The 18406-nt window shown below is 70.9% G+C and carries 9 protein-coding genes; 7 read left to right on the forward strand and 2 right to left on the reverse strand.

The window, feature by feature from the left end:
* Positions 1-115: 115 nt before the first annotated feature.
* Positions 116-721 (reverse strand): hypothetical protein, encoded by a 606-nt coding sequence (locus D7W82_RS02925; protein ID WP_147439196.1) that lies wholly within the window; start codon positions 719-721, stop codon positions 116-118.
* Between the two features lie 71 nt (positions 722-792).
* On the opposite strand from D7W82_RS02925, the gene D7W82_RS02930 reads away from it, so the two are divergent.
* Both D7W82_RS02930 and D7W82_RS02935 read left to right on the forward strand, forming a co-directional pair.
* A complete protein-coding gene (locus D7W82_RS02930; protein ID WP_120616855.1) occupies positions 793-1716 on the forward strand; it encodes a diiron oxygenase in 924 nt (307 codons plus the stop codon).
* A 264-nt stretch (positions 1717-1980) separates the two neighbouring features.
* Complete coding sequence (locus tag D7W82_RS02935) at positions 1981-3891, forward strand: glycoside hydrolase domain-containing protein (protein WP_233587261.1); 1911 nt, start codon at positions 1981-1983, stop codon at positions 3889-3891.
* Between the two features lie 123 nt (positions 3892-4014).
* Here the strand turns inward: D7W82_RS02935 and D7W82_RS02940 are convergent, their stop codons facing one another.
* Positions 4015-9189 carry an HYR domain-containing protein gene (locus D7W82_RS02940; RefSeq protein WP_147439197.1) on the reverse strand — a complete coding sequence of 1725 codons (5175 nt, stop codon included), beginning with the start codon at positions 9187-9189 and terminating at the stop codon, positions 4015-4017.
* Between the two features lie 224 nt (positions 9190-9413).
* Here D7W82_RS02940 and D7W82_RS02945 point away from each other — a divergent pair, with 224 nt between their 5' ends.
* From D7W82_RS02945 to D7W82_RS02965, 5 genes are all read left to right on the forward strand, one after another.
* Entirely contained in the window at positions 9414-9674 is a 261-nt protein-coding gene (locus D7W82_RS02945) for a hypothetical protein (RefSeq protein WP_147439198.1), read from the forward strand.
* 4 nt (positions 9675-9678) lie between these two features.
* Positions 9679-10455 carry a hypothetical protein gene (locus D7W82_RS02950; RefSeq protein ID WP_120616859.1) on the forward strand — a complete coding sequence of 259 codons (777 nt, stop codon included), beginning with the start codon at positions 9679-9681 and terminating at the stop codon, positions 10453-10455.
* 112 nt (positions 10456-10567) lie between these two features.
* Entirely contained in the window at positions 10568-14239 is a 3672-nt protein-coding gene (locus tag D7W82_RS02955; RefSeq protein ID WP_120616860.1) for a hypothetical protein, read from the forward strand.
* A complete protein-coding gene (locus D7W82_RS02960; RefSeq protein WP_120616861.1) occupies positions 14236-14775 on the forward strand; it encodes a DUF1318 domain-containing protein in 540 nt (179 codons plus the stop codon). Before D7W82_RS02955 ends, D7W82_RS02960 begins: the two co-directional genes overlap by 4 nt.
* Positions 14769-18227 (forward strand): PD40 domain-containing protein, encoded by a 3459-nt coding sequence (locus D7W82_RS02965; protein WP_120616862.1) that lies wholly within the window; start codon positions 14769-14771, stop codon positions 18225-18227. Before D7W82_RS02960 ends, D7W82_RS02965 begins: the two co-directional genes overlap by 7 nt.
* The last annotated feature ends 179 nt before the right edge of the window (positions 18228-18406 follow it).

Raw genomic sequence — 18406 nt, forward strand, 5'->3', positions numbered from 1 at the left:
GAGCATGACGTGCAGGCACCCGTCAACGGCGCCGGGGGCGTGTCTGGGAAGAACAAAGGGCCCGGAACGGTTGTGTTCCGGGCCCTCGCGTGTTCGTGGATGTTGGCGTCTTGGGTCAGAGCACGCCCGGTGCCGCCTTGGCCTGCGTCTTGGCGAAGATTTCACGCAGGCGGGTGGCGACCTTGGGCATCACATCCTCGAAGGCCATCTCGGTGGACTGCCGCAGGGCCTCCTGTCCCGCGGTCGCCCCACCGAGCCACGCCGAGGCCGCCTTGCTCTTCTGGGATTCGCCCTCGATCAGGTCACTCACCTGGACGGAGTCCTGGCTCCCCCGGGAGCGCACCGTCAGCTTCAACTGCGACACGAAGCCACCGCCGTTGACGTCGAAGTGCTGGATCTCCGGGACGATGAGCACGTCCGCGTCGCCCATGTCCTCGGGGCCGGAGGCCTCCTGGACGGACTGGAAGACGGTGCCCAGCATCTGCGGGAAGCTGCGCGTGAGCCCTTCGCCAATGGTGATGTTCCAGGTGTGCCCGGCGCCCAGGACGAAGTAGCTGTCCGAGTCGATGCGCGCCTTCTGCTCGGGGGAGATGAAGTAGCGCGCGCGGAGCGCCAGCGGCGTCCCCGCGTTGGACATGGGGGCGGGGCTCGGCCGCACCTGGTGGGTACAGCCGACGAACGCGAGCAGCGCGAACAAAGGCAGAACAAGGTTTCTGGGCATGGCGGCTTCATAGCCCATTCCTCCCTTCCCTCCCATTGACCAAAAGCATGAAAAACCCGTTTGATTCAGCCATGCTCAATCAAACCCCTGAGTACCAATCCTGTATCCAGAGTTCCGAACGGGTATCCTGGCGTCTGGATGAGCTATTGCCCAGGGACACCGTGCTCGACTTCAGCCGCCGGTTCCTTTCGGATGCGCTGACCGGGACGGAAGCCATCCCCTTCCTGAGCGCGGAGGAGCGGCTGATGTTGAATCACATCCGCTCCAACAGCTACGCGCACCTGTTCCTGTTCCTGGAGGAGTACGCCGTCGCCCTGGCCGCCCAGCGCGCCGGCCTGGAGCTTCACGGGAACGCGACGCACATGCGGGCGCTGCTGCGCTTCACCGAGGAGGAGCTGAAGCACCAGCAGCTCTTCGCGCGCTTCACCGGCGCGTTCGCGAAGGGCTTCAAGGTCGCCCCTGCCCTGCTCGACAACCAGGTGGAGGTGGCCCGGGCCATCATGGCGAAGTCGAACCTGGGCGTGCTGATCTTCAACCTGCACATGGAGCTGATGACGCAGCAGCACTACCAGGAAACGGTTCGCGGAAACAAAGACGAGACGCTGGATCCGCTGTTCTGCAACCTGCTCAAGCACCACTGGCTGGAAGAGGCGCAGCACACCCGGCTGGACTTCCTGGAGGCCCAGAAGATCCTCGCCGAGGCGCCCGAAGCCCTGGACGCGGCCCTGACCGAATACGCGGAGCTGCTCCAGGCGCTGCGCGGCACCCTGAACGCGCAGCTCGCGTTGGATCTCCAGACGCTGGAGAAGGCGGTGGGGCGCGCGTTCACGCCCACCGAACGCCAGCAGTTGTCCGAGTCCCAGGAGCGTTCGTATGTCTGGGGTTTCATCGGGATGGGGATGAAGGCGCCCCTCTTCCTCTCCCGCCTGCGCGCGCTCTCTCCCCTGGCGGAGCAGCGCGTGCTGGAGCTGGCCCCGACGTACTACTGCGCCTGAGCCGGCCCCCCGCTGAAGCTCAGCGAGCGCCCGGGCCCGCCGCGGGCCCGGGGGTGAGGACTCCCTACCCGACCAGACGTGGGAGCAGGCCATCGGTGGCCGCCCCTGCCTGCGCCTGGCGCCGTCCTCCGCCATCCGAGCCGGTGAGCGCTGACGGGCCCGGTTGGCGGGACAGCCGGGAGGCTGGAGCCGTGCACGGCCCATGCGCATCCATTCCCCATGCTGGCTCTTCGACAGTGTGGACTTGGTTGGCTGGCGTTGTCCGTGGCCTGGCCGGTTTACGCGGCGGACCCCGCGGTGTGGGGCGAAGGGATGATGGTGAAGGTCCGCCCCGACGACACCACGCCAGGAAGCAGCACCGAGGTACGACTCACCGCCGCGCGCAATGAGTTCGTCTCCTTCCAGGTGGCGTTGCACGGCGGGGACCTGGGCCTGCGGGGCGTGCGCGCCCACCTGCCCGGGCTGGTGGGGCCCTCGACGCTGACGGGGCCGGACGTGACGCTGTACCGGCAGGCGTACCTCACCATCCTGCAGGCCTCCGAGCCCGGTCAGCCGCTGGGGCGATGGCCGGACGGGCTGGTGCCGGACACGGATGAGATCGCCAGGGAGCCGCGCAACGCCTTTCCCTTCGACGTGCCCGCGCACGAGGCGCGAGCCGTCTGGGTGGACGTGCACGTGCCCGCGAGCGCCCCGCCGGGCGAATACACGGGCACGGTGACGGTGGAGGCGGAGGGCGGCTTCCAGCGGCAGGTGACCGCGAGGCTGACGGTGGTGGACGCGGCGATGCCGAGCACGTCCTCGTTGGCCTCGGCGTTCCCCCTGTTGCCGACGCAGGTGTGCCGCGCGCACCTGGGCCGGAGTGAATGCACGCCCGCGGAGCTCCAGCCGCTGCTTGTGCGCTACCAGCAGCTGTCGCTGGAGCACCGCCTCACGCAGCCCAAGCTCTACCTGACCAGGCCCGGGCCTCAAGGCTGGAGCGAGTTCGACGCGACGTGGGGACCCAGCCTGGATGGCACCGCGCCCACGCGGCTGTCCGGCGCGCGGATGACGAGCGTGGAATACGCGGGCCCCTTCACCGCTGGCGGCCTGGAGGCCTTCGCCGGGCACATGCGCGAGCGCGGCTGGCTGGAGCGTGCCCATGCGAAGATTGGCGATGAGCCGTTCGACGCGCTCTCCTTCCAGCTGGTGCAGGCCACCGGGACGCTGGTGCGGCAGGCCGCGCCCGGCCTTCGCACCCTGCTGACGGTGAACTCCCTCCAGCTGAAGCGCAACGCCATGGAGTCCCTCGTGGACATCGCGGTGCCGCTGGTGAACCACCTGGAGGGCACGACCCCGGACTACCTGGGTGACCAGAGCCCGACGTACGCGGACTTCCTCTCACGTCCCGGAACGGAGTTGTGGATGTATCAGAGTTGCTCCAGCCACGGCTGCGCGCCCGGAAGCCACATGCCGGAGAACCAGCCGGGGTCGGGCTGGCCGTCCTACATGGTGGACCGCCCCTCGGCGAAGGCCCGCGCGATGCAGTGGCTGGCCTTCCTCTTCGGCGCCAGCGGCGAGCTGTACTACGAGACAGGGGCCCTGCTCCCCACGGCGTGGACGGACCAGTACCACTTCGGTGGCAACGGGGACGGGACGCTGTTCTACGCGGGCACGCCCGAGATGATTGGCGGGAAGACGGACGTGCCGGTGGCATCCCTGCGCCTGAAGCTCATCCGCCAGGGCATGCAGGACTATGAATGGCTCAAGGCGGTGAGTGACGCGGGAGACCCGGCCTTCGCGCGCCAGGTGGCGCGGGAGCTGCTCCCCAACGCGTGGCAGGTGCCGGATGACGGCGCCCTGTTCGATGCGGCGCGGCTGCGGCTCATCCAGCGCTACGGGGAGCTGACCACCGGAAACCCAGCCGCCCCGCGCATGGGCGGGGCGCCTGTCTCCATGCCCCTGGAGCCGCAGGTTCCAGGCGGTCCGGGGCAGCCGGGCGGGGAAGGCAACGCGAACGGCTGCGGCGCGGCCCCTGGCGTCTCCGTGGCGGGGGTCCTGCTATGGGCGGCCTGGGCGCTGGGCAGGAGCCGCCGGGCGCGGGGGCGGCGGCCGGGCGGAGGCCCCCGGTCCTCGTCCAGACACTCCAGGTCGAAGCGCGTGAACGGCGCGGTGCCACGGCCTGACGCGGCTCCTTGAAGGACCTGCGTCGCATCAGCGCCGTGGACAGCGAGAGCGGGACATGGCTCCAGTTTGAAGTTCTTCCCATCGGCATGAGCCTCCACCGGAGGCCCAGCGGCTCGCGACCCTGGAGGCAGCACGCTACGCCCTGCCCTCCTGACCTCCCGAGCGTGAACGGCGGCGCCGCATCACGCACCAGGTGAACATCAGCAGCCCGCTCCAGCTGAGGCCCGCGGAGGTTTCGCTGCTCGCGCCACAGCCGCAGCCTCCCGCGGGGAGCGGCTCGTCAGGAGGCGGCTGGACGCGCGCGGCCACGCTCACCGGGAAGGTGCAGGTGGCGCTGTTGCCCGCGTCATCCGTGGCGGTGACCGTCACCTGCGTCGTCCCCACGGGGAACACGGTGCCGGAGGCGTGGCTGTAGCTCAGCGTCGGAGTGGATGCCGGGGCCCGCGCGATGGCCGCCGGGTAGTCCACGGCCAACCCCTCCGAGGGCGCATCCGCCTTCTGCACCGGCGCGGGGCAGGTGAGCACCGGAGCGGTGGTGTCCTGGATGATGACGGTGAAGGAACAGGACGCCGTGTTGCCCGCGTCGTCGGTGGCGGAGAGGACGACCTCGGTCGTGCCCAGGGGGAAGAGGCTGCCGGGGGCGTGGCTCAGCGACACACCGGGAGACGCCGTCACCGTGTCGCGCGGAGCGGGCACGGAGAAAGCGACCTGGGTGCCCGTGACGGCCTGGGCCTCGCGGGTCAACGGACCGGGGCAGCCCACGTCCGGCGCCGTGGTGTCCCGCACCGTGACGGTGAAGGCGCACTGACCGATGTTGCCCGCCGCGTCCGTCGCCTCCGCGCTGACGCGAGTGGTGCCCAGCGGGAAGAGCGCCCCGGGCTCATGGCTGAGCACGAGCACGGGCACGGCCGTAACCCCATCCACGGCCGTGGGGGCCACGAAGTCCACGGCGGTGCCGTTGCGCCCCGTCGCCTCGGCGATGACATCCGCGCCACAGGAGAGGACCGGAGCCGCTGTGTCACGCACCGTCACGGTGAAGGTGCAGCCGGACGTGTTGCCGGACCCATCCGTCGCGGTGGCGCTCACCCGAGTGGAGCCCAGCGGGAAGACAGCGCCGCTGACATGGCTCAGCGCCACCTGGGGCTCGGCCGTGACCGCGTCCGCGGCGGTGGGCATCGGGAAGACAACCGAGGCGCCAGAGGGGCCCGTCGCCTCGGCCACCACGTCCGCGGCGCACGACACGGACGGCGCCTGCGTGTCGCGCACGGTGACGGTGAAGCCGCAGGTGTCCGTGCGGCCCAGCCCGTCCGTGACGGTCGCGCTCACGGACGTCACCCCGAGCGGAAACTCCGTCCCGGAGTCCTGGCTGTACGTCACGGCGAGCGGTCCACGTCCAGAAGGCGTCGCGGACGGGTAGACGACGGAGGCGCCCCCGGCGCGGGTGGCCTCCGCCGCGAGCGGCGCGGGACAGGTGATCGTGGGCGGAGGCGGCAGGACCACGGTGACGGTGAACGTGCACGCGGCGCTGTTGCCTGCACCGTCTGCCGCGACGACCCGCACCTGCGTGCCGCCCACGTCGAAGTGCGAGCCCGACGCGGCGCTGTACGCCACCGTGACATCCGACACCGGATCCGAAGCGCTCGCCGCCGCGTAGGTGACGGTGGCGCCCTGGAGGCTCGTGGCCTCCACCGTGACGTCCGCCGGACAGGACAGCGCGGGCGGCGTCGTGTCCCGCACCGTGACGGGAATGGAGCAGGTGGCGGAGTTGCCCGCCGCGTCCGTCGCCGTGGCCGTCACCGGCGTGGTGCCCAAGGGGAACGTGCTGCCGCGCTCGTGGCTCAACGACAGCGTGGGCGCGGCCGTGACGGCATCCGTGGCCGTGGGTGCAGGGAAGTCCACCGGAGCCCCGGTGCGTCCCACGGCCTCCGCCACCACCTCCCCTGAGCACGTGAGCTCCGGCGCGGTGGTGTCCCGCACGGTGACGGAGAAGCCGCAGGAGGCCGTGCGCGCGGCGCCATCCACCACCGTGGCCGTGACGGTGGTGCTGCGCAGCGGGAACCCACTCCCGGACTCATGGCTGTACGTCACGGCGAGCGGAGGCATGCCCACGGCACTGGCGGCCGGATAGCTCACGGACGCGCCCGAAGCAGAGGTGGCCTCGGCGACCACGTCCCCCGGACAGGTGATGCTCGGGGGCCCATGGGCGCACGTTCCGCCCCCGCACGTTCCTCCCTCGCACGCGCTCTGACAGCAGACGCCCTCCACGCAGAAGCCGCTGGTGCAGTCCGGGCCATTGGCGCACTTCGCGCCGCTCACGGGGTCGGACACGAGCCGCAGCTTGATGCGCAACTGCGCGGCCACCACGTCATACGGATCATACGCCACCAGGAAGCGACCCCGCCCCCAGGATGCGACCGCCGGCACCGCCGTGCCCGATACGATCGTGGAGATGTCGGAGATGAGGAACCGCGCCGCGTCCACCGGCGTGAGGTCTGGCATCAGCTGCCCGCCCAGGAGCTGATTCGCGGAGGGCTCCCGCCAGACCAACAGATAGGCATTGCCATCGAACGCCAATGCAGGGCCGCCCTTGGAGGCACTGCCCGCGAAGAGTTCGCGACCCGCGCCGTCCAAAAGGGCTCCATCCTGGGCCTTGACCCGCGCGCCGTAGAGCCTCGATGGGGTCCCGCTCACCGCGTCGTACCAAACGACCAGGAAGTGGGTTCCATCGAAGGCCACGGCGGAAGAGCGCTGCAGTTCGGCGCGGGTCGTGACCGGAAGGCTCGGACTGTCCGCGACGGTGCCGTCCGAGGCGCGCACGCGGGCGGCACGGATGTCCGGATTCGAGCTCCCGTTGCGGTAATCCGTCCAGGTCACCAGGAAGTAACCGCCACCAAAGGCAACCGCGGGAGTGCCCTCGTCGTAGCTCCCCCGCGACACCGCGATGCCGGAGGGGTCCAGCACGGCCCCGTCCGAGGCCCGGACCCGCGCGCCATACACATCCTTCGTCCCGCCCGTGCCGTTCCGGTAGTCCTCCCACGTGACGAAGAACAGCCCGGCGCCGGCGGCCACCCTCGGATAGAACTGCGAGTTGGACGCGGAGCTGATGGCGATGGGGGCGGACTCCAGCACCACTCCATCCGATTCCCGGACACGCACGCCCAGGATGTCGTAACCGGAGCTACGGCCGGTCATGCCGTCCATCCACGCCACCAGGAACTGGCCCCCTGAGAAGCTGACGGTGGGATTCGTCTGGGAATTGATGGCGCCCGTGGCGATGGGGATGGCCACCGGATCGAGCACGACGCCGTCCGAGGCCCGCACCCGAACGCCGTAGATGTCGTAGTACCCGCCGCGGTCACGCGAGTCCTGCCACACCACGAGGTAGCTGTCCGCGCCCGCGGCCACAGCGGGCTCCCTCTGGGAGTTGGCCTCCACGGAGAGCGACAGCGCAGGGGTGTCGAGCACCGCCAGGTCCGAGCTTCGCACTCGCACGCCCAGGATGTCGTTGTAGCCCGCGGAGAGGTTCCCCCAGACCACCAGGAACCGGGTGCCATCGAAGACCGTCGCCGGGACTTGCTCGTAATGCGTGGGGGACGCGGCCAGGGCCACCTCCTGCCCCAGCACCGTGCCGTCCACGCCGACCCGAAGGCCAAAGAGATCCGACTGGGAGCCGAGCGCCCGCTGCCACACGACCAGGAACTGGCTTCCATCGGAAGCGCTGGAGCTCGAGTACTGGTTGAACGAGCCGGTGGCCAGCGCGAGTCCCTGCGGGTCGAGCACCGCGCCATCCGCCCCGCTCACCCGCGCGCCGAAGATGCCGCTCCGCCCAAGACGCGTGTCATCCCAGGTCACGAGGGAAGTGCCCGCAACGGAGGCGATGGAAGGCCGGTCCTGGCTGCCCGTCGCCGTAGAGATGGCAATCCCCGCAGGGTCTAGCACCGTGCCGGCGGTGCTGACCCGGGCCCCGTAGAGATCCGAACCGCTGTTCCGGCTGTCAGACCACGCGACCAGGAACTGGCTGCCGTCGAAGCTCACTGCGGGGAAGCCCTGGGTGCCGGGCGCGGTGGAGATGGGGATGGAGCTGCCAAGCACCCCACCCTCCGACGCCCTCAGTCGCACGCCGTAGATGTCGCTATTGGAGTTCCGGTAATCGCCCCAGACGACGAGGTACTGGTCGCCACCGAAGGCGATCGCCACCGAGTTCGCGGCCAACGTGGTGTTGGCCACCACGAACGAACTCCCCACGTGCTGCCCCGTGGCGCCGCTCACCCTCACCGCCCGGATGCCGCCGAACTCCTCCCAGGCCACGACGAAATCGTTTCCGTTGGAGGCCACGACGGGATTGGACTGGGAGCCCCACCCCGTGGCCAGGGGCAAGCCCGGCAGGTCCAGCACCGCACCATCCGAGTTGCGTACGCGGGTGCCCACGACATCGTAGTCGATGTCGTTGTGGATGACCCATGCCACCAGGGAGATGCCATTGCCCACCGCGACAGCAGGATTGGTTTCACCGACGCCAGTCGCGGTGGGCACCGGTGCATCAGGGCTCAACTCCGGCGAGATGATCGGATCCAGCACCGCCGGGAAGGCCGACGCCTCCAGCACCCGCGCCGGCACGCGCAGCACCAGCGCCTGCCCCTCCCGCAAGGACGCCACGGGGATGCGCGTGCCCGCCGCGTCCACCCAGGTGGCCCGGCCGTATCTCACGCCCAGCCCTGTCTGACGGTCCACGAAGTGGTGTCCCTGCGCCGTCTCGCTGACGTACTCCATCCCCGTCAGCTCCACCCGGACCTCCAGGTCGCCCGAGCCCTCCGGCCGCGCCGCCAGCTCCCAGCGCTGCTCCAGGCCCGCGTCGCCATTCTGGAGGACCTCCACCACCGGCCCCCGCTCCAGCGCCAGCGCCCCGTCGTCGCGCACCGACGTCCGCGCGGCCTTCGCCAGCGACCGGCCATCCCGCGAGACCGACGCCGTCCTCACCCGCAGCGGCGAGCCGGTGACGGGGGCCTCCTGGCCTTCCGTCACATGGCGCGGCGAGACCTGCACCGTCCCACCGGCGTCGACGCGGACCGAGTACGTCCCCTGCCCGCTCGTGAAGGCCCCGGACTCCGCGCGGAAGGACTGGCGCACGCGGCGGATGACCGCCTGGAAGTCGATGGCCGGTGAGACGTCCACCGGAGCGGAATCGCCAGTGGACGCGGGAGCGCTGGATGCGGGCTCCACGGGCAGCTGCGTGGGAGTACAGGCGGTGAGGAGCAACACCAGACCGGCCGCGAGCGCGGAAGTCAGACGGAGACAATGGCTGGAGGCCATGAGGACTTTCAGTGCGGGAAGAGGTGTCAGCCCATGCGCGACGGTGCGGCACGCCGACAAGGACAGACACTACCTGAAGGCCGCCCCCTTCGATAAGTCGGTGCGCCCTGACCCGGGCCCGGAAGCGCGCGAATCACAAGCACGTTTTGAATGCCTTCCATGTTTCGCGGCGTCCGCCACTCCCATGAAGCCCGCGGGGTCGGTTCAGGGGTAGATTCCAGGGCATGAAGACGCTTCCCGCCCTCGCACTGCGAGTGACCGCCCTGTCCCTGCTGTCCGGCTGCGCGACGCTCGACACGTCGAACATGTCGCCCTCCTGCCGCGACCAGTACGACGCCTGCCTCAACAGCTGTCAGCCTCGCGGCCGGCCCGCATCGCGGCAGCCGCCGGACTCCGCGCAGGGCTACGCGGAGCGGCTCACCCCCGATACGCAGACGCCGGCCTGCACCGACGCCTGCAAGCAGCAGGCGAAGACCTGCTCCTGAGCCCATGGCCCCGGAGCGCTACGAGACGCTGGACGGCTCCACGCCGGACGTCACCCCACTGGCGGCGGAGGTCGGGCTCAAGCAACCGTTGAGCGCCTTCACCCTGCTGGAGGGAGGCGACGTCTTCGAGTCACGCGGAGGCCGCCCCCCCGCGGAAGGCCCCGCGCGGGCCCGCGCCTATGTGAGCGCGAAGCTGGAGCTCAAGCCGTACGGCGCCCCGGCGGCGCAGGTGAAGCGGGTGCAGGAGGAGCTCATCCGGCAGCTCGCCGGGAACCTCCAGCTCATCGCCCGCATGGAGGCCGCGAGGCCCCTGACGCTGGAGCTGATTCCCCCCGGGCACGCGCTGGCGAAGTACGGCTATCCCCGGGCCGTGTCCCCCCAGGCCGCGGGCCTGTTCTGGGATCATCCGGACTGGCCCCGGGCGCGGATCGCGCTGCGGCAGGACCGGCTGGAGTCGGAGCAGTACCTGGTCTTCCACGAGATGGCGCACGCCATCCAGGGGCTGGCCTTCACCCAGAAGGAGAGCGAGCTCATCTACCGCACGATGCTCCGCACGTACCGAAGCCGCGCGGCGGTGGACGAGGTCTTCGCCATCTACAGCGAGCGCGAGTTCGTCACCGGCGTCTCCGCGCACGACCTGCGCGCCCCCGGCGTGTACGGCATGGCCCGCCAGCGGTGGAACGAGGAGCACCTCTTCACCCGCTTCGTGCGAAACCTCTACTTCCCCTACAAACCCCTCGCGGGCGGCACGGCGGGAATGACTCCGTCCAGCTTCGGTTGAAGCGTTTTACCGGGCGCACGACGCCGCCCGGCTCGCGAGGCATGCGCGCGGATTGAAGCCCGATTCCGCCGCATGGTAGGAGGAGGCGAGCCGGTCGCCTCGACGGAACATCATGGACTCCCCCGGTGCTGAGCGGCCTCGTCGGCGGTTGACGCGAATCATCGCGGGCGCGGTCCTGAGCCTCCTCGCGGCGCTCGTCCTCCTGCTCATCGCGGTCGTGACCGCGCTCCACCACCTCGACCACCCCTGGTTGAAGCCGCACGTCGTCTCGCAGGTGGAAGCGGCCTCGGGCGTGCGGCTGGACTACCAGACCGCGCGGATCGACGTGCTCTCCGGGCTGCGCCTGGAAGGCCTGGTGGTGCGGACCCCGCCGCCGTTCCAGGACGTCGCGCCCGAGCTCCTGCGCGTCGGCACGCTGGAGGCCGCGTGGTCTTTCGGAGCCCTGGTGAAGGGGCCGGTCCGGGTGGAGCGGGTGGCGGTGCGCGACGCGACCGTCGTCCTGGTGGCGGATGACAAAGGGACCACCTCGCTCACGAACCTGACCGGACCGCCGGAGCCCGAACCGGTGGAGGAGGTGTCCCCCGGAACCACCCGGCAGGTCGCGGACCTCTTCGCCTCCCCGTTCCCGGTCTCGGACATCGCGCTGTCGAACGTGTCGCTGGCGTATGTCCGCGTCCAGGGCGGCGCGGTGGTGGACCGCTGGTCGCTGCGCGGGCTCGAAGCCGGAATCGAAGCGAAGCCGCGGGACAAGAGCTGGAAGCTCCTCGTGGACCTCGGCAAGGCCGGGAAGCCGCTGGCCGTGACGCTGAACCGTGAAGCGCCCGCCGCCGAGGCCCTGCTGGAGCTGGCCCTGTCGGTGGAAGCGGGCACGGACGCCGCGCACGTGAAGGTGGACCTGGACGTCGCGAAGCAGACCTTCGATCCGCGCTTCACGCTCCGCTCGCTGCTGCACGGCGCGGTGACGGCGAAGTTCGACGCCGTAAAGCAACACACCACCGTCGAGCTGGAGCGCACGCAGCTGACCGACAGCGCCGAGGTGCAGGCCCGGCTGGTGCTCCCGGATGCGTCGGAGGTTCCTCCCGTCCTGACGCAGGCCCTGGCGGACGTGGACCTCGGACGGCTGATGCAATGGATCCCCGCGGACCTGCGCCCGTTCACGCTGGAGCGCGGCAAGGTGCACCTGGAGGCGCGCGAGGTCACGCTCAGCGACCTGCCCCAGCTGGGAGCCCAGGGCCGGCTCGGGCTGGACGTCGACATGGCGAAGCTCCTCCTCGTGCAGGAGGCGCTCCGGGTGGAGCTTGGCGATGGACGCCTCTCACTGACGGCGACCCCGGATGCGCCCCAGGGACTGGCCGCACGGCTCGCGTTCGCGATCCAGGGGCTGGACGTCGGGGGCGCCACGCCGCTCCGCGTTCCAAAGGCCTCCGGAGAGCTGACGGGACATCAGCTGCGGCCCGACCTCGCCTCGCCCTTCAGGGCCGCGGGGGACGCGGCCCTGTCCGCCAGGGTGGAAGCCTTGGATGTCCGTGCCTCCGGATACCGAGCGCTGGCGGAGCGCCTGGGCATCAACCTCCAGGTGCCCCTGACGGCGAAGCCCCCCTTCGCGCTGAAGGCGGACCTGCCCGTGGAGGCGCTGCGGATCACCGCCGAGGGCCGCGAGGTGCTGAAGGGTCCCGCGCGCGTGCGGCTCCACGTGACGGACGCCTTCCCCTCGCTGGAGGAGCCACGGCTGAGCAGGGCTCGCGCACGGCTGGAGCTGGACGTGGACACGCTGCACGCATCGCTGGACGCCACGAAGGGCACCGACGACGTGGCGTACACGCTGGAGGCCCTGCTGCCGGACCTCGTCATGGCACGGCCCTTCATCCCGGATGACGTCGCCGCGAGGCTCCCCTGGAAGCAGCTCGCCGTGGCGCTGACCTCCAAGGGCAGGCTGACGGCCCTCTTCGCCCCATCGCCGCGCGTGGATCACCAGACGGAGCTGCGCCTGCGGAAGGCGGGCTGGGACGACCTCTCGGCCGCCACCACCACCCTCGCGCTGCGCTCCCAGGGAGACGCGTGGAAGCACAAGGGGGACCTGGACCTGAAGGTCGAAGGGCTGCGCATTGGAGAGACCGACGCGGGCACCCAGCACCAGACGCTGACGTTCGACGTGGACCGCCGCAAGCTCTCGCTCAAGCTGGGCCTCAACGGCCGTGAGGGCCTGAAGGTCGCAGCCGACGCGGCGCTGGCGTTCAACCCGAAGGCCCGCGCGCTCCGCATGGACGTGAAGGGCGACTTCCCGCCGCTGGGCCCCCTGTCGCCGCTGCTGGCGAAGGCGCGGGTGCCCCCGGAAGTAGACCCCTCCAAGCTCGCGATGACCGGCGAGCTGCACGGCACCCTGACCGGGCTCATCACGCACCTGGGCTCCGACGGAAGCTTCCGCCTGGCCCCCATGCCTCCGCGCGCCGCCAGCTTCGAGGGCAAGGCCCACATGGACCTGCGCGGCGTGCGCTGGAAGCAGGCGGACCAGACCATCCACGTCCCTGCCCTGCGCTGGCAGGGCGAGTCGCACGCCGACGGCGCCCAGCGCACCGTCCGCACGACCCTGGCGGTGGAGAAGCTCACCGTCAGCATGAACGACCGCCGGTTCACCTTCGCGGACCTGTCCAGCGACAGCACCGCCACCTTCACCGACCAATGGGAGAAGGGGGACATCGAGCTGAAGCAGCTGGTGAAGGTCCGCTCGATGGAGCAGAAGCCGGCGCTGCCCTACCCCGTCCAGGACGTGGAGGCGTCGTTCTCCGTCGTGCGCAAGCCCACGGGCGTCATCCGCATCCCGGACCTGAAGCTGTCCAATGGGGGCACCCAGACGCTGCTGAAGGTCCGGGGGCGGCTCGACCTGAGCAACGAGCAGCAGCGCATGGGGCTGCGGGGCTCGCTGGAGCAGGACCTGGCCCACCTCGCGCGGCCCGGCCAGGTCGAAGGCAGCGGCAAGGTCACGGTGGACTTCCGCGTGGCGTCGCCGGACCTGGTGGTGTTCCGCACATCCTCCAACCTCAAGCTCCAGGACGTGAACGTGCGGATGCCCGAGTCCGGCATCGCGGTGGAGGCGCTCAACGGCGACGTGCCGCTGACGGAGAACGTGGAGGTCTCCCAGGATGGAGTGCGGCTCTTGAACGACCTGGACGTGAATCCGTACTCGATGCTGCGCTTCGCGGATCAACACCCGCTGCTCGCGCGCAGCGGCTTCATGTCCGCGGACCGCATCACCACGCCGTGGGTGACCATCGCGCCGCTGGCGGGCAACCTGGCCATCAACCAGAACGTGTTCTCCATGAGCCAGCTGGAGATGGGCGTCCGCGGAGGGCGCATCACCGGCCAGTGCATGCTGGACTGGCAGGGCAAGCACTCCACGCTGGAGGCCCACGTGCGGGCCACGGGCGTGAAGTCCTCCCGGGGCGAGCCCTTCGACGGCAACGCCGCCATGGTCATCTCCGCCAGGGACCGCAGCATCAACGGGCGCGCGGAGATCTTGCGCATCGGCAACCGGCACCTGCTGGACCTGCTGGACCTGGAGGACCCGCACCACACGGACCCCGCCACCAACCGCGTCCGCTACGCGCTGGGCCTGGGGTATCCGGAGCACGTGCGCGTGAGCTTCAAGCAGGGCTTCGGCAGCCTGCTCATCACCATGGGCGGCCTGGCCCGGCTGATCAGCATCAACGAGATCCGGGGCATCCCCCTGGGCCCCATCGTCGACCGCCTCATCACCTCCATGACCCCTCCAGAGGCCCTGCAATGAGACACCGTGGGTTGCTGCTCGTGGCCGCCCTCTCCGCGTCCGGGTGCATCAGCGCCCCGGAGATCGTCATGGTGGACCGGGCGACGGCGCTCGAGGAGCAGGCCGCGGGCTCGTACAAGGACGTGGAGCAGCGGCTGGCGCGCGCGGGCATGAACCCCACGCCGGTGCCGCTCACGCCCAACCAGCTGGAGGACCTGGGCATCCAGCCTCCACCGCTGGTGGAGAACCTGGGCAAGACGCAGGCGGACCGCATGGACGACCTGGTGCGGCGCCACTGCGTGGGTGAGGGCAAGGACGGGCTCTTGGTGGTCACCCGGCGCCAGTGCACGGCCGGGCGCGTGTCCGCGGATGACACCGCCCAGGTGGAGCGGGTGAACCGGGCCCGCCGCCAGCTGTGGCAGTGGATGAAGACCGTGCGCCCCGGCGTGCCGGAGGCGACGCTGCGCCAGAACTGGCGCCAGGCGCACGCGGAAGGCGTCGTCTGCGGCGGCTGGGTGGAGGCCGAGGACGGCACCTGGGGAGAGAAGAAGTGCTGACGCGCCCGGGCCCCTGGGTCCTGGCCCTGACCGTGCTCGTCGCGGGCGGCGCCTGGGCCCAGGACGACGAGAACGACGGAGGCATGGTCCTGCCCGAACGGCTCACCGTGGGCATGGGCGACCAGTTCCTGGGGCAGCTGGGGCCCGACGAGAACTCGCTGCTGTTCGTGTCCAACCGGGACATCGCGACGGAGGTCTTCGTCCAGGACCTGGAGAAGGGCCGCGAGCGCCGCCTCTTCGACGAAGGCGCGGACGTGACGTGGCCGCGCCTCAGCCCCAATGGCAAGCAGCTGCTCTACATCTCGTTCCGCACCCAGGCCGGCGGCCAGCTCTGCGTGAGGGACCTGCCAGAGGCGAAGGAGCGCCGCTGTCTGGAGGAGGAGCTCAGCGCGCTGCAGGCGGAGTGGATCGACGACACGCACATCGCGCTGGTGAGCCGCGCGACCATCCAGGGCGACCTGCGGCTGTCGAAGGTGGCGCTGGGGGCCGGGTGGCACGTGACGCCGCTGCTCGAGCGCAACCTGACCAGCCCCACCTTCTCTCCGGATGGGCGCTGGCTGGTGTACGTCCCGGTCCAACGCTCCGTGCAGGCGGTGGGGCCGGGCTTCGCCGCGCGAGCGGCGCCGCACCTGGAGGCCGTCCGGTTGGATGTCCCCGGCGCGGCCCCCATCCCGCTGACGCTGGACATCCCGGGGCAGACGGGCCAGCCGGTGTTCGCGCGCGACGGGCGCTCGCTGTACGTGGTGCAGTTCTTCACCGACTCCAACGGGGACGGGGTGATTGACGCGAGCGACAGCGGGGTGCTGTTCCGCGTGCCCTTCGCCTCCGAGCGCGACGACGCGCCCGCCCAGGCCGCCGCCGCCAGCCCGGACCAGCTCACCAGCGAGGCGTGGAACTGCGAGTACCCGTCCCCCACCGCCGTGTCCCTCATCACGACCTGTTCCCGGGGCCAGTCGCTGGACGTGTATCGGCTGCCGCTGGATGGCCAGGTGCCCGGCGCATGGGACGTGAAGCGCCTCAACGAGGAGCTGGGCATGGTGGGCCGGCGCGCGGATCAGCTCATCCTGTACCGACAGCGCCTGCTGCTCGAGACCCGGCCCAAGCTCCGCCGGTTGTTGATGATGCGCCTGAGCCAGCTGCACCTGGCCTACGGCGACTTCGACGCCGCGGACTTCTACGCCCGCCAGATGCCGAAGGTGGACGACCCCGTCACCGCCGGGCTGTCGGAGCCGTTGCGCATCCTCATCGCCCACCGGAAGGCCCTGAAGGAGCGCGACCGGGGCCGCATGGTGGACGAGTTGCAGGAGGCCGAGCGCCAACGCATGGCGGCCCTGGACCCCGCCGCCGCGCCCAGCCCGCCCTCCGCCGTCTACCAGCGCGTCGTGCGCAGCGAGCTGGCGCAATCATCCGGCGACTTCACGCTCGCCCGCCAGGAGCTGGAGGCCGCCCAGCTGACGGACACCACCCCGCGCGCGGTGCTGGAGGGCTGGTACGAACAGGCGGACGCGCTGTACCGCGAGCTCGATGACCGGCAAGCGCTGGTCGCCGCCGGCATCAAGCTCTCCCAGAACAAGGTCTTCAAGCAGGACGACCAGCTCGACTTCGCGCGCGGCGCGGTCCGCGCCCTGTACCGGGGACGCCCCTACGCGGAGGCGGACGCCGCCATGGCCCAGGCGCTCGCGGCGGAGCCTCCGGGGACGCCGTACGCGTTCGCCCTGGCGCTGGGCCGCCACGTCAATGCGTTGAACGAGGAGCGCCCTCCCCGCCCCGTCCGGGACGCCCTGGTCGCGTTCTACAAACAGCAGACGGATCCGCTCCGCCGCCGCATGGTGGTGCAGGACACCGCCGAGCGCGCGGCGAGCCTGGGCGCGGACGGCGTGATGGAGGCCCTGGCGACGCTCTACGTCGACGACGCGCCAGCCGGCACCGAGGAGCGGCGCCGGGCGGAGCGGCTGTTCCGCCGCGCGCTGATGGGCCGCGCCTACCGCCGCATGGCGCGGCAGCGGATGGACGAGGCGCGCGCGGACTTCGACCTGGTGACGCGGCGGACGGGCTCGCTGGAGAGCGCGGTCGAGTCCATGAGCCTGCGCCTGCGCGCGGGCGTCGCCCCCGAGGTGGTGATGAAGGAGGTCACCACGGAGGTGCCGGGCAAGGCCTGGTCGCTCTCGCACTTCGTGAAGGCCTACGTGACGACGCGCCGGCTGTCCAAGCTGGATGACGACGCCCACGCCCAGGCGGTGAAGACCGGCCTCGCGGAGCTGCGCGCGGCATGGCAGGAGCTCAAGAACCAGCGCGAGGTGCAGGCCCTCATGGGGGCCATCCACCACGAGGACTTCCTGCGCGGCCGCAACCCCGCAGCCGCCGAGCGCGCCAACCGGCACTACCTGGTCGCCCTGGACCTGGTGCGCAACAACGCGCGCTACAAGGCCATGATCCTCGGCGCGCTGGGGCTGCTGCACACGCAGGTGGGCAACTACCACATCGCCCTGGGCTACCTGGACGAGCGCGACAAGCTGCCCTACACGGACAACGGCGCGGGCTTGTCGGTCTCCCTGGCCCGTGCCCGGGCGCTCCTGCACGTCAACCGCGAGGCGGAGGCCGCGCAGGCGGCGGACAAGGCCCTGGCCACGGTGGAGGCCACGCCGAAGATGGAGCGGTTCCTCCCGTTGGTGACGGACCGCGCGGCGCTCTACAACCTGGCCGCGGGCCGGTTCGAGCGGGCCCTGACGCTCTACGACCGCGCGCTGCCCGGCATCGAAGCCGGCCCCCGCAACGAGGCGGGCCTGCGCAACCGGCTGGTGGTGCGGCTGGCCCGCTGCGGCGCGGCGCTGGGCGCGGACAAGCCCCAGCGCGCGCTGGAGGACCTGGACCAGGTGGACCGGGACCTGGCGACGCCCGCGGTGAGGGCCACGCTGAAGCAGGCGCGCGCCACGCCCAAGTTCGTGCAGCGCGCGTATCGCATCATCGCCGCGGGGCTGCGCGCAAACGCGGAGACACGGCTCGGGCGCATGGACGCCGCCGCCCGGGCGCTGGAGCAGCGGCGCGCGCTGTTCCTGGAGCAGTTCGACGAGCTGGATCGCGACGAGGACATCCGCGCGGTGACGCTGGCGGAGCTGCGGCTGGCGGAGAACGCCGTGGACCGCCGCGACCCGGCGCAGGCGGCGCGGTGGCTGGGCAAGGCGCTGGAGCACGCCGACTCGCTGATGGCGCGCACGCACGCACCCATCGATGCGGGCCAGCTGGACGTGCTCTGGTTCGCGGCGCAGCTGCAATCCGAGGACAAGACGCGGATGCCCTTCGACGTGCCCCAGCGGATGGAGCAGGCGCGGCGGACGCTCCTCGAGCAGCGCGACCCGGCGTGGCGCGCCTATCTGGCGTGGTTCAACATCTACCTGGCGCTCGACGGCAAGGTCCCAGCCCAGGCGCAGGAAATCCAGACGGCGTCTGAATAGCGGCTGCGAACACATTCGGTAACGCGCGAGACATCTTCGCGGCACATGGCGGGAGCACCTTGCACCATGTCAGCCCGGAAGCCCCGGGCCTGAGCGGCACGGGACGCCGTGGGGGACAAACCCCTCCCATGAGTCCCGCATGGTGTCCTCGTGCCATCAGGCCAAGGGCTTTCCGGGTG

Origin of the sequence: Corallococcus sp. CA049B (genome assembly GCF_003611685.1) — a bacterium.
Classification (GTDB): Bacteria; Myxococcota; Myxococcia; order Myxococcales; family Myxococcaceae; genus Corallococcus; species Corallococcus coralloides.